This window comes from Nocardia sp. CWNU-33 (genome assembly GCF_046764895.1).
In the GTDB taxonomy this organism is placed as follows: Bacteria; Actinomycetota; Actinomycetes; order Mycobacteriales; family Mycobacteriaceae; genus Nocardia.
In genome coordinates, this window is record NZ_JBKOQN010000025.1 from 31,968 (window position 1) to 44,107 (window position 12,140).

General features: G+C 66.2%; 9 protein-coding genes. 5 read left to right on the top strand and 4 right to left on the bottom strand.

Annotated elements, in window-relative coordinates:
• Nucleotides 1-135: 135 nt before the first annotated feature.
• On the bottom strand, nucleotides 136-1,566 hold the full coding sequence (locus tag ACLMAL_RS27990) for an APC family permease (RefSeq protein ID WP_412001819.1): 1,431 nt from the start codon (nucleotides 1,564-1,566) through the stop codon (nucleotides 136-138).
• Nucleotides 1,567-1,796: 230 nt separating this feature from the next.
• Nucleotides 1,797-2,942 (bottom strand): LLM class flavin-dependent oxidoreductase, encoded by a 1,146-nt coding sequence (locus ACLMAL_RS27995; protein ID WP_412001820.1) that lies wholly within the window; start codon nucleotides 2,940-2,942, stop codon nucleotides 1,797-1,799.
• A 444-nt stretch (nucleotides 2,943-3,386) separates the two neighbouring features.
• On the opposite strand from ACLMAL_RS27995, the gene ACLMAL_RS28000 reads away from it, so the two are divergent.
• Nucleotides 3,387-4,898: a flavin-containing monooxygenase gene (locus ACLMAL_RS28000; RefSeq protein WP_412001821.1), complete on the top strand. Its 1,512-nt coding sequence runs from the start codon at nucleotides 3,387-3,389 to the stop codon at nucleotides 4,896-4,898.
• Nucleotides 4,899-5,067: 169 nt separating this feature from the next.
• Here ACLMAL_RS28000 and ACLMAL_RS28005 read toward each other — a convergent pair whose 3' ends face one another.
• Nucleotides 5,068-5,688, bottom strand: coding sequence for a TetR/AcrR family transcriptional regulator (locus ACLMAL_RS28005; RefSeq protein ID WP_412001822.1), 621 nt, complete (start codon nucleotides 5,686-5,688; stop codon nucleotides 5,068-5,070).
• Between the two features lie 49 nt (nucleotides 5,689-5,737).
• Between ACLMAL_RS28005 and ACLMAL_RS28010 the strand changes: the two genes are divergently transcribed.
• Together ACLMAL_RS28010 and ACLMAL_RS28015 are read left to right on the top strand one after the other, a co-directional pair.
• Nucleotides 5,738-8,980 (top strand): carboxyl transferase domain-containing protein, encoded by a 3,243-nt coding sequence (locus ACLMAL_RS28010; protein ID WP_412001857.1) that lies wholly within the window; start codon nucleotides 5,738-5,740, stop codon nucleotides 8,978-8,980.
• Nucleotides 8,981-9,049: 69 nt separating this feature from the next.
• A complete protein-coding gene (locus ACLMAL_RS28015) occupies nucleotides 9,050-9,685 on the top strand; it encodes a LysE family translocator (RefSeq protein ID WP_328402108.1) in 636 nt (211 codons plus the stop codon).
• Here ACLMAL_RS28015 and ACLMAL_RS28020 read toward each other — a convergent pair.
• Nucleotides 9,682-9,978: a hypothetical protein gene (locus ACLMAL_RS28020; protein ID WP_412001823.1), complete on the bottom strand. Its 297-nt coding sequence runs from the start codon at nucleotides 9,976-9,978 to the stop codon at nucleotides 9,682-9,684. The two genes, ACLMAL_RS28015 and ACLMAL_RS28020, sit on opposite strands and share 4 nt — an antisense overlap.
• 466 nt (nucleotides 9,979-10,444) lie before the next feature.
• On the opposite strand from ACLMAL_RS28020, the gene ACLMAL_RS28025 reads away from it, so the two are divergent.
• Entirely contained in the window at nucleotides 10,445-10,963 is a 519-nt protein-coding gene (locus ACLMAL_RS28025) for a DUF6879 family protein (RefSeq protein ID WP_328402104.1), read from the top strand.
• Nucleotides 10,944-11,831, top strand: a complete 888-nt coding sequence (locus ACLMAL_RS28030) for a helix-turn-helix domain-containing protein (RefSeq protein ID WP_412001824.1) — start codon at nucleotides 10,944-10,946, stop codon at nucleotides 11,829-11,831. Before ACLMAL_RS28025 ends, ACLMAL_RS28030 begins: the two co-directional genes overlap by 20 nt.
• The last annotated feature ends 309 nt before the right edge of the window (nucleotides 11,832-12,140 follow it).

A 12,140-nucleotide genomic window follows, 5' to 3' on the forward strand; every position in this document is an offset into this window, starting at 1 on the left:
TTTCCACACGGCCGTTGAGGGTGGGGTGCCGCGACTCTTGCCAGAGAGCGTGCCGAAATCCCTGGTTATCCGCAATGAATCGGGAATGCTCTCGGTCGAATTCGTGCAAGATCTCAATTGCGGAAAAGTCGCCCGCTACCGCTCGGCCTGAACTGCCTCCGTGGCGGGTTCCGGTGCGGCCATGGCCGAGCGTTTGCGGCCGTAGCCCAGGTAGACGGCGATACCGATGGCCACCCAGACCGCGAAACGGACCCAGGTCAGCGCGTCCAGTGTGGTTGCCAGCAAGATGCAGCCGACCAGCGCGAGGATCGGGACCACGGGAACCAGCGGCGTGCGGAACGGACGCTCGCGGTTCGGTTCCAGTTTGCGCAGCACCAGCACCCCGACGCACACCACCGCGAAGGCCGAGAGCGCGCCGATGTTCACCAGCTCGACGACGATGTCGATCGGCAGCAGTCCGGCGATCGCTGCGCAGACGGTGCCGAGCAGCAGCGTCAGCCGGACCGGGGTGGAGCGCTTGCCGGTGGTGGCGAGGGTGTTCGGCAACAGTCGGTCACGACACATGGCGAACATCAGGCGCACCTGTGCGTACACGATCAGCAGCAGACCCTTGGTGAGCGCGATGATCGAGGCGATCACGATGACATTGCCGATCCAGCCGATGTGCAGTCCGCCGAAGGCGGTCGCGATCGGCGAGGCGTTGTTCAGTGTCGCGAAGGGGGCGATTCCGGTCAGTACCGCGCTGACGAGTGCGTACAGCAGGGTGGCGATGAGAACCGTGCCGATGATCGCGAACGGCACATCGCGGCGCGGGTTGCGAGCTTCCTCCGCCGAGGCCGCGACCACATCGAAGCCGAGGAAGGCGAAGAACGCGATGGCGGCGCCACCGACGACGCCGCCGAGGCCGAAGGGCGCGAACGGCGTCCAGTTTCCCACATCGATATGCGGGGCGCCGACGGCAACGACCAGCACCAGCACGCCGATGGTCACGCCGACCAGTGCCTTGGTGATGCGTGCGGTCAGCGAGACCTCACCGACGAGCACCGCGACGATCACCCCGATGATCAGCACCGCGGGCAGGTTGAGGACACCACCCTCAGTAGGGCTTGCCGTGATGGCCTTCGGCAGCGTGATTCCGAACATCGAGTCCAGTGCGGACACCACCGTGCCGGACCAGCCGATGGCGACGGCAGCACCGGCGATGACGAATTCCAACAGCAGATTCCACCCGACCAGGAACGCAGGTCCCTCGCCGAGGGTCGCGTACGTATAGGTGTAGGCGCTGCCGGAGACCGGAACCATTGCGGCGAGCTCGCTGTAGCAGAGCGCGACGAGCACACAGACTGTGCCTGCGAGCACGAACGACAGCACGATAGACGGACCGGCCTTCTCCGCCGCGGCCACTCCGGTGATCACGAAGATGCCTGCACCGACGATGGTGCCGACGCCCATCGCAGTGAGATCGACGCGGCCGAGGCTGCGCTTCAGCGTGGCGGTACCGGCGTCTGGCGTGCTCGCTTCTTCGGGGAAGCGGCGGCGCCACCGCCGCGCTGGTGCGCTTGTCATGTACTCCCTTTGGACGAAAAATGGTCTGCCGAGTCCGCCGGCTCGGCCGGACTCGGCAGACCATTCTCGTCGGTGGGACACAGGTACCCATGACTGGGGGTACCGCACTGCACTGCGTCGACGCAGTGCCTGCGTAGCTGCATCACCTGCTGTTACTCGTCGACCCGGCAGACGGCGGTGCCCATCGCGCCATGGAATCCGGCATCTTCCGGGGGCGACGAGGGCGGTCGTCAGCTGTTGGAGGACGCCGTGAACGGGGTGGCGCCGGGGGTGCCCGCTCCGTTGACCGGATTCCGCCACAGGCCCTTGCGCTCGAGGATTGGCAGCACGCCCTCACCGAACCAGTAGGCCTCTTCCAGATGCGGATAGCCGGAGAGGATGAAATGGCTGACGCCGACCTTCGAGTACTCGATGAGGCGCTCGGCCACTTCCTCGTGCGAGCCGACCAGCGCGGTGCCCGCGCCGCCGCGGACCAGGCCGACGCCCGCCCACAGGTTCGGCGCGATCTCCAATCGGTCGGTGCTGCCGCCGTGCAGTTCGGACATGCGACGCTGTCCCTCGGACTCGCTGCGGGACAGGCTGGCCTGCACCCGTTCGATATCGGCGGGGTCGATGCCCTTCAGCAGACGGTCGGCCTCGGCCCACGCTTCCTCGGCGGTGTCGCGGGTGATCACGTGGATGCGCAGGCCGTAGTCCAGGACGCGGCCCTGATCGACGGCGAGTCCACGGATCCAGTCGAGCTTCCTGCTCACCGCGAGCACCGGCTCGCCCCACGTGAGGTACGTGTCGGCGTACCGAGCGGCCACCGGCCCCGCCGGCGCGGACGAACCACCGAAGAACACTGGCGGGATCGGGTCGGGCCGATTGGCCAACTGGGCGCCGCGCACCTGGATGTGCTCGCCATCCAAGGTCACCGGATCGGCCGATTTCCACAGTTCCCGCACCACGTGCAGGAATTCGCCGGTACGTGCATAGCGCTGCTCCTTGTCCAGGAAGTCGCCGTAGGCCTGCTGCTCGTGCGGTTCGCCGCCGGTCACCACATTCAGCAGCAACCGGCCGCGCGAATGCCGCTGGAAGGTCGCGCCCATCTGTGCGGCGAGGGTGGGGCTGATCAGACCGGGCCGCAACGCCACCAGGAACTTCAGGGTTTCGGTGGTCTCGACGAGCATGGCGGTGGTCAGCCAGGCGTCCTCGCACCAGGTGCCGGTCGGGGTGAGGACGGCCTCGAAACCGTTGGCCTCGGCGGCGGCACTGATCTGGTTGAGGTAACGCAGTGTCGCGGGGCGATCGCCGGACATGAAGGTGCCGTGCCCGCCCGCGACCAGACTGCGGGAATCGCCGTAGGTGGGGAGGAACCAGTGGAACGACAGACTCATCGGAGCCGATCTCCCTTCAGGAGTTCCGGGGGAACAGGTCGTTGAAGTGCGTGTCGGTGAAGTCGGTGATGGACACCTTGTGCGGAATGAGCCCGGCGCCGGCAAAGCCGTCGGCGCTGCGCCGCTCGGCGGTGATGGTTGCCGGATCGGTCGTGGTACGGACGGTGCTCGACCGCGACGCGGGTGATTCCTCGAGCAGTCCGGTCAGCTCCGCGACACATGCGACACCTCGGGTTGGGGACAGTACGCCGCGAGCCGTGAGCGCCGCAGTCGTTCATGATCTGCGCGTTATGGCCAGGGGTCACCCTTGTCACCACCCCGGTTCTAATGGTAGACCCGGGCGCGCCGACCTCCACTACTAGACGTAACTATCGATAACACGTAATCTTGTGGGAACGCGCGGCCGAGGGCGCCCGGGCGAGACCAGACGAAACGAGTACCTCAATGACGCGGCATGTCGACGTACTGATCATCGGCGCAGGCCTGTCCGGAATCGGCATGGCCTGCCATCTGACCCGCGAGCAGACCGGGCGTAGCTACGCGATCCTGGAGCGCAGGACCGCGATTGGTGGCACCTGGGATCTCTTCCGCTACCCGGGCATTCGCTCGGACTCGGATATGTACACCTTCGGCTACGGCTTCCGGCCCTGGATCGGTACCAAGGTGCTCGCCGACGGACCGCACATCCGGCAGTACATCGAGGACACGGCGGCGGAGTACGGCGTCACCGACCACATCCGTTTCGGGCGGAAGGTGACTACTGCGCGCTGGTCCACCGAAGCCGGGCTGTGGACGGTCGAGGCGGTCGACCAGCAGACCGGCGACTCCGAGATATACACGAGCAATTTTCTCGTCGGCTGCACCGGCTACTACGACTACGACAACGGGTACCGCCCCGAGTTCCCCGGCGAAGCCGACTTCGGCGGGGAACTCGTGCATCCCCAGCATTGGCCCGCGGATCTCGACTACCGAGGCAAACGCGTCGTCGTGATCGGCAGCGGCGCGACCGCGATCACGTTGATCCCCGCCATGAGTGAGGATGCCGCGCATGTCACCATGCTGCAGCGCTCGCCGACCTACATCACGGCACTGCCCGCCGACGATCCCGTCGCAGTCGGTATGAAGCTCACCCGCGTGCCCGCGAAGGTGGCCTACAAGCTGGGCCGCGCCCGCAATATCGCCCTGCAGCGCGCTAGTTTCCAGCTCTCGCGCACCAACCCCGAGATGGCCAAGAAGCTGCTGCTCGGCGCGGTCCGGATGCAGGTCGGCAAGGACATCGACATGCGCCACTTCACACCGTCCTACAACCCGTGGGATCAGCGCTTGTGTGTGGTCCCCAACGGTGACCTCTTCAAGGTCCTGCGCAGCGGCCGCGCCTCGATCGTCACCGACCGCATCGCGACCTTCACCGAGACCGGCATCCGGCTCGAGTCCGGTGCAGAGCTGCCCGCCGACATCGTCATCAGCGCGACCGGCCTGACCGTGCAGATGCTCGGGGGCGTGACACTCGAGGTGGACGGCGAACCTGTGGTGACCCGCGACTGCGTGGCCTACAAGGGCGCGCTGCTCAGCGGCATTCCCAACGCCATGGTGGTGCTCGGCTACACGAACGCATCGTGGACGCTGAAGGCCGATCTGGCAGCGGAATACTTCTGCCGCCTGCTCAACCATATGCAGACCAACGGCTTCGACAAGGTGGTCGCCGTGGCCGAGGACGGCGACCGCTCCGAAGACTCGCTGATGGGCGGCGCCCTCACCTCCGGCTACATCCAGCGCGGCGACGCTGTGATGCCGCGCCAGGGCATCCGCGGCCCATGGCAGGTGATCAACAACTACTTCCGCGACCGCACCATGCTCCGCAAGGGCCCCATCGAAGACGGCGTGCTGGCCTTCACCGCCGCCCAGACCGCAACCAGCTTCGGCGATCGCTCACTCGCCGACTCCCGCACCGCCTGACCGAGTCCAGCCGTAGCTCGCCCCATTCGAGCGTCCCGGCGGTCGGCGGTCGGCGGTCGCCCCTTGGTCGCACCATTTTTCGGGATCCGGTCCGGATGTGGGGCACCGCAAAGCGTGCACACCCCGAGAAATTGCGGTGGGGGGTGAGGTTGGTGTGGAGTCGGTTGTCTCAGGGGAGGTCGGTCGGGTTGAGGAGGGTGTCGGCGACCGTGTTGATGTGGGCGAGGTATTCGCCGCGGTCGGCAGGGGTGGCGGTGGCGCGGGCCAAGGTGCCGCGGGTGAGGGTATAGCCGATGGTTTCGGCGATGATGCGGGGCGGGACGGCGGGTGCGATCCGATCCGCGGCATGCAGGCGCTCCAGGTAGCGGGTGAAGCGGCGGATGGGCCGTTCGGCGATTTCCTCGGCGAGTGCGGCAATGCGGTTGTCGACGGCGCCGCGTTCGTCGATGAGGCGCAGCATCGGGCCCGCGGCGAGGATGGCGGCGGCGAAGGATTCGATGGTGGCGGCCAGCATGTTTCGCGGATCGGCGTGGTCGATGTCCGGTTCCTGGGCGGCGAGGAAATCGTCGCGGACCTGAGTGGCGAGGGCGAGGAAGATTTCCTCTTTGGAGGCGAAGTAGACGTACAGGGTGGCTCGGGAGACTCCGGCGGCCGCGGTGATGTCGGCGACGGTGGTGTTGTCGTAGCCGCGGAGAGCGAAGACCTGTGCTGCGGCGTCCAGTAGCGCGCGATGGCGGGAGGTATGCGATCTTTCCCGCGCCGCGCGCACCGACCAGCCTGCCTCTGTCATGGGATCATCGTCGTTGACATTGACGTCAATGTCAACGCAGACTGTCGGCATGCGCATAGCGGTGGCGAACAGAGGTGAGGTCGCGGTCCGGGTGATCCGGACGGCTCGCGAGCGGGCGTACTCGGTCCTTGCGATGCACACCGCAGACGAGGTGGGAGCGCTGCCGGTGCGGCTGGCCGAGGACGCGGTCCAACTGCCGGGCGTCGGGGCGGCGGCGTATCTCGATGTGGCCGCCGTCGTTGCCGCAGCGCGCAAGGCAGGTTCCGGCGCACTAGTGCATCCGGGTTACGGGTTCCTCAGTGAGAGTGCGGATTTCGCGGCCGCCTGTGCGGAAGCAGGGTTGGTGTTCGTCGGACCCGCGCCGGAGGTGTTGCGGATCTTCGGCAACAAGCTCGCCGCCCGGGAGGCCGCGCAGCGGGCGGGGGTCGCGGTGCTGCCCGCGACGTCCGCCGGTGCCGATCTGACCGAGATCGCAGCACTGCTCGCGGATCATCCGAGCGGTGTGATGGTCAAGGCCGCGGCCGGGGGAGGCGGGCGGGGAATGCGTGTGGTGCACGAAGCATCTCGGATCGTCGAGGCGTACGAACGCTGTGTGGCCGAGGCGCTTGCGGGCTTCGGTGATGGCACCGTTTATGCCGAAGTGCTCGCGCCGGGCGCACGGCACATCGAGGTCCAGGTCGTCGCGGACGGCGTGCGGGCGATCGCGATCGGCGACCGGGACTGCAGCGTCCAGCGGCGGCACCAGAAGCTCATCGAAATTGCTCCGGCACCGAATCTCGCTGCGGCGCTGCGGGAACGACTGCACAGCGCTGCCGTCCGGATCGCCGAGTCGGTGGGCTGTCGCGGCGTGATCACCGTCGAATTCCTGGTCGGCGGTGATGACGCGTGGTTCCTCGAGGTAAACCCGAGGCTGCAAGTCGAGCACACGGTGACCGAGGAGGTGACCGGTGTGGATCTGGTGGCGGTTCAATTCGATCTCGCGCAGGGATGCGCTCTCGCGGATCTCGAGCTGTCCGACGTAGCAGCGCGCGGATTCGCCGTGCAGGCGCGGATCAATGCCGAACTCGTGACCGCGGGTGGGGAAATAGTGCCGAGCACGGGTTCCATCACGCGCTTCGCCCCACCAACGGGGGGCGGCGTTCGGGTCGACACCGCCGCGCACGCGGGTATCGGACCGAGCGCGCAGTTCGACTCCTTGCTGGCGAAGGTGATCGCCCACGGACCGACGTACTCGGCTGCGCTGCGGCGATGTTCGGATGCTTTGGCGGAGACGGTGGTAGTCGGCGTGGACACCAACACGAGTCTGCTGCGCGCAGCCCTCGACCGGCTCGCCGGCGGGGTCACCGTGACGACCTCGTGGTTCGAAGACAACATGAGCGAACTCTCCGGTCGCGCAGCGGATTACGCACCAAGGATGGCGTATGCCGATGCCGTCGAACCGTCCGCGGTGGGGCAGGACAGATCGCCCGGCGCAGATACGGCCCAGCAAAACTCGGCCTCGGCCCGCGGGCCGCAAGAGGTATTGCACGACGACGAGCAGGCGCTTCGATCCCCGATGGGCGGCACCGTCGTCGCACTTGCCCCGCCTGGCGTCACCCTCCCCGCAGGTGCGGAAGTGGCCGTGCTCGAGGCGATGAAGATGCAGCACGTGCTGCGGGCCCAACAGCCGCTGCGAGTGCTGCGTCATGTCGTCGAACCGGGAGCGGTTGTCGACCCGCACGCCCTACTGGTGACCTGGACCGACGCCGACCACGACGGTCCTGCCGCCGACATGGTCGCAGTGGACCTGGACGCTGAGCGCGCGGATTTGGCGCAGGTGCGGCAGCGGCACCGGATCGGGCTGGACGAGGGGCGTCCGGATGCGGTGGCCAAACGCCGTCGGCTGGGTCGACGCACAGCACGGGAAAACATCGCCGAGTTGGTCGACGACGACAGCTTCATCGAATACGGCGCGCTCGCGGTGGCCGCGCAGCGGCTGCGCCGTAGCCAGGAGGACCTGATCGCGAACACGCCCGCAGACGGCTTGATCGCGGGCATCGCCACCATCAATGCCGACCGCTGCGGTGCTCAATCGGCTCGTGCGTTGGTGATGTCCTACGACTACACCGTGCTGGCGGGCACCCAAGGCGTGCGCAATCACGCCAAGACCGACCGGATGCTCGCGCTGGCGCACGAGCAGCGGCTGCCGGTGGTGTTCTTCACCGAAGGCGGTGGCGGGCGACCGGGCGACACCGACTATGCGGGCATCTCGGGTCTCGATGTCACCACATTTCGTGCGATGGGCGCGCTGTCGGGCCGAGTTCCCTTGATCGGCATCGTGTCCGGACGCTGTTTCGCGGGCAACGCCGCACTGCTCGGCATCTGCGATGTCGTCATCGCCACGCCCGACGCGAATATCGGTATGGGTGGCCCTGCGATGATCGAGGGCGGCGGTCTCGGCGTCTACGCGCCGGAGGACATCGGGCCCATCGACGTGCAGCGCCGCAATGGCGTCGTCCATGTGGTCGCGCGCGACGAAGCCGAGGCGGTCGCGCTCGCGCGCCGCTACCTGGCGTACTTCCAAGGGGCGGTGGGGGACTGGGAAGCGCCGGATCCGCGCGTGTCCCGGCACGTTGTGCCCGACAACCGCTTGCGCGCCTTCGATATTCGGGCCGCCATCGAATCCGTCGCCGATGTCGACTCAGTCCTGGAGCTGCGGCGCGACTGGGGCGTCGGCGTCGTCACGGCGCTGATTCGAGTGGAAGGCCATCCGTTCGGCCTGATTGCCAACAACTGCCACCACCTGGGCGGCGCGATCGATGCACCGGCCGCCGACAAACTGAGCGCCTTTCTGCAGCTGTGCGACGCCCATGGGTTGCCGATCGTCTCCCTCTGCGACACACCGGGTTTCATGGTCGGCCCCGACGCCGAGAAACAAGCAACGGTCACCAAGTTCAGCAAGCTGTTCATCGACTCCGCCGCCCTGTCGGTCCCGTTCGGTACTGTCATCCTGCGCAAGGGTTACGGCCTCGGTGCGCAAGCCATGGCCGCAGGCTCCTTCCGCGCGCCACGCTTCGTCATCGCCTGGCCCACTGGCGAGATCGGTGGCATGGGTCTGGAAGGCGCCGTTCGCCTTGGCTTCGCCAAAGAGTTGGCCGCTATCGAAGACCCCGGCAAACAACGCGAAGCCTTCGACAACCTCGTCCAACTCGCCTACGCCAATGGCAAAGCCCTGACCGCCGCCACCGTGCTCGAGCTCGATGCCGTCATCGATCCTGCCGACACCCGTCGCTGGATCCGCACCCTGCACTGAGGAAGCACTCCCCAGCAGAGCGAAGTCTCTTCGCGACATCACCGGCCGACACCAGCATAAGCTGCTCCGATGGTGCCCGCTTCCCACCTCGCAGCCTTCGCTCTCGCCGCACTGGTCATCGTCGTGATCCCCGGCCCGAATGTGCTGTTCGCCATCGGACGGGCCTTGACACTGGGCCGCCGTCCGGCATTACTGTCGGTGCTCGGTGCGACATTGGGATCGACTGTGCCTTTGACGGCCGTTGTCCTGGGCCTGGGCACGATTCTGGCGGCATCGGCAATGCTGTTCACCCTCATCAAGATCGCGGGCGCGGCATATCTGATCTATCTGGGCGTCATGGCGATTCGCGATCGCAAACAGATGGCCGCCGCGCTGGAATCGGCCGCGGAAAAACCGGCCCTAGGCCGGATCGTGCGTCAAGGATTCGTCGTCGGAGCGACCAACCCGAAGGCATACGTATTCCTCGGCGCAGTGCTACCCCAGTTCGCGGTCCCCGAGGCAGGCGCCCTGCCTATGCAATTCCTGCTCCTGGGCGCGGTCTGCCTGGCCATCCAGGTTGTTTCGGACAGCAGTTGGGCGCTGCTGGCCGGTACGGCCCGTTCGTGGTTCGTCCGCTCCCCGCGTCGTCTCGAGGCAGTGGGCAGCACCGGCGGGCTCATGATCATCGGCGTCGGCGCGAGCGTCGCGCTGAGCGGCAATCACTAGCGGCCGAGCGGCCATCTTTCCTGCGGCGTGACGATGACCAGATCGCACACGGCGCACAACTGGTCCCGCGCTTCGACGACATGCTCGGCACTGGGCGCTATCACTGCGGCGGCGCCGAGTCGGTTCAGCATCACAACCAGTCGATCGATGGCATCCGCCGACGGGCCCAGCATCACCATGCGAGCCAGGTCGTAGCCGAGTTCACGTGCCCGCGAACGGATTTCCATTTCATGGCGTTCCCGCCTGATACCAGAAATGTCGCGGCGCAGAAATCCGATCGCCTTCGGCCTCATCGGTGCTCTCCTGTATGCGAGTGTGGAGTTCGGTGGCACCCGGCGCATCGGACCTTCCGACCGCGGCTCACTGCAAGTCGATGTGCCCGGTGCTGCGACCCCGGGCCGGGTGCCGAGCAAAATCTATGCGTCATCCGCGCTGGGAGGGAACACAGTTGCGAATTGTTGCTGTCCTGGCGGCACACCCCTTGACGTGCGGCGATGACGCGGTTCAGGATGAATGCGCGACGCAATTCTTCGCAACCGTCGAAGCCAGGGGGCATCATGCGGCTGACGTTCATCGGCAAGGATCCTGGTTCGAACCCGGCCGGTTCGCCAACGGTCTACCGAACCGATCGAGATTCGTGGGTGGTGCAGGGTTGGGTGGTTACCGATTCGGAGGCTCTTGCTCAGATGGATATACCCGCGGGTGAAACGTGCGTGGAAATCCCGGACAGAATGCTGCGGTTCTTCGGGCAGGGAGACCGTGGCGTCGATATCGGATGATGAGTTCGACCGGCTACTAACGCATTTCGAGCGCGAGGCCGTGCACCTCGAGGCACGCGATGCGTATGGGACGGCGGTCGAACTTCCGCACATGGCGAAGTGGGCGGCAGGTCAGCCGGACGATCTGGCATGGCTTCGAGAATGGTGCGCAACAGTGCGTCTGCACAGCTCGGCCGGGCGGTCGGTCCGTCGGATCCGGATCGTTTCCGAACCGTTCAGTGACTACCAGCGCTGGTCGCACAGCATCGCCTTGCCGATGGTCGAGGCCGGGGAGGACATCCGGTGGGCGCCTCGCCGATTGGTGTCCTCGATCGCGATCCCCGGCAACGACTTCTACCTCTTCGACGATCGTCTGGTTGTGTTCCTGATCTATGCGGGTAACGGGCTCGCCATCGATAAGTTGGCGTCGACCGAACCGCACGACGTTCGCCTGTGCCGCACCGCCTTCGATGCGCTGTGGGAACTGGCGATACCGCACCGTGACTACCAACCCGTCTAGTTCTGCTCAGGAGGCGCGCCGCGCACTGGGCGGCAGGCTGCGCGACATGCGCAAGGACGCGGGTCTGAGCGGGCGGGAGTTGGCGGCCGAGACCGGCCAGCATCCCACGCGAGTGAGCAAAATCGAGAACGGCGCGCAAGCGCCCACCGATCACGACATCCGCCGATGGTGTGCCGCGTGCGCCGCCGACGATCAGGTGCCCGATCTGATCGCGACCTTGCGTTCGGTCGATTCGTCCTATCTGGAGTTCCGTAGGCAGGCCCGTGCCGGAATGAAGCGGGTACTCGGCGCGCACACTCTCCAGCAGTATGAGCAGACGAAGGTGTTTCGCATATACGAGCACAACGTCATACCCGGCCTCTTCCAGACGGCGGAATACTCGACCGCGATGCTGTCGTTCTGGACCACATTCCTCGGCACGCCGAACGATATCGAGGAAGCGGTGGCCGTCCGCATGGAGCGGCAGCGCGTCATCCGCCGCGGCGGCAAGCGATTCGTCGTCGTGCTGGAGGAGCAGGCCCTGCGGACCTGGTTCGGCACCGCAGAAACCCAGGCGGGGCAGCTCGGTCGACTCCTCGAACTGCTGTCACGGCCGAATATCTCGCTGGGCGTCATCCCGCTGATGACCGAACGCACGGCGGTCGGCTCGACCGGATTCTGGATCTTCGACGACACACTGGTCGCACTCGAAACGCCGACCGCGAGTATTCAGATCACCCAACCGCAAGAGTGCACCATGTACGCGCGAATGTTCGAGGTGCTCAAAGGCTCTGCCGTCTACGGGCGGGCCGCCCGCGGGCTCATTGTCGGGATATTGAACGAGCTCGATTCGAGTATTCCGCCGCCCGAAGAGCATGAACTGCGCTAGGCGCTCGATGCGACGATTGATGCAAGAACAGGATCGCGCCTGCTGGAATACCGAGGCCATCACCGAGGGCGTCGCGTTGATGACGGCCGCCTCGCCGCGTGGGGTGCCCGGTCCCTATCAGTTGGCCCGAACCTCCCACTGTCCCTGACACTTCGGCTGCAGCAGTAGCTCGGCGACGAGAGCGGCGGGGTCGGACTCGACGACCGAGCGAAAGATGTGCTCGCAGCACCACTCTCATGCAATCCTTCAACCACGAATCTTTCAACCCAGCAAACATCATTTGCTTAGCAACAAGCTACCCGGTGGTAA

Coding starts and splice junctions, on each gene's coding strand:
- ACLMAL_RS28000 (WP_412001821.1), top strand. CDS start 3,387: ATGACGCGGCATGTCGACGTACTGATCATCGGCGCAGGCCTGTCCGGA.
- ACLMAL_RS27995 (WP_412001820.1), bottom strand. CDS start 2,942: ATGAGTCTGTCGTTCCACTGGTTCCTCCCCACCTACGGCGATTCCCGC.
- ACLMAL_RS28015 (WP_328402108.1), top strand. CDS start 9,050: ATGGTGCCCGCTTCCCACCTCGCAGCCTTCGCTCTCGCCGCACTGGTC.
- ACLMAL_RS28020 (WP_412001823.1), bottom strand. CDS start 9,978: ATGAGGCCGAAGGCGATCGGATTTCTGCGCCGCGACATTTCTGGTATC.
- ACLMAL_RS28005 (WP_412001822.1), bottom strand. CDS start 5,688: ATGACAGAGGCAGGCTGGTCGGTGCGCGCGGCGCGGGAAAGATCGCAT.
- ACLMAL_RS28010 (WP_412001857.1), top strand. CDS start 5,738: ATGCGCATAGCGGTGGCGAACAGAGGTGAGGTCGCGGTCCGGGTGATC.
- ACLMAL_RS27990 (WP_412001819.1), bottom strand. CDS start 1,566: ATGACAAGCGCACCAGCGCGGCGGTGGCGCCGCCGCTTCCCCGAAGAA.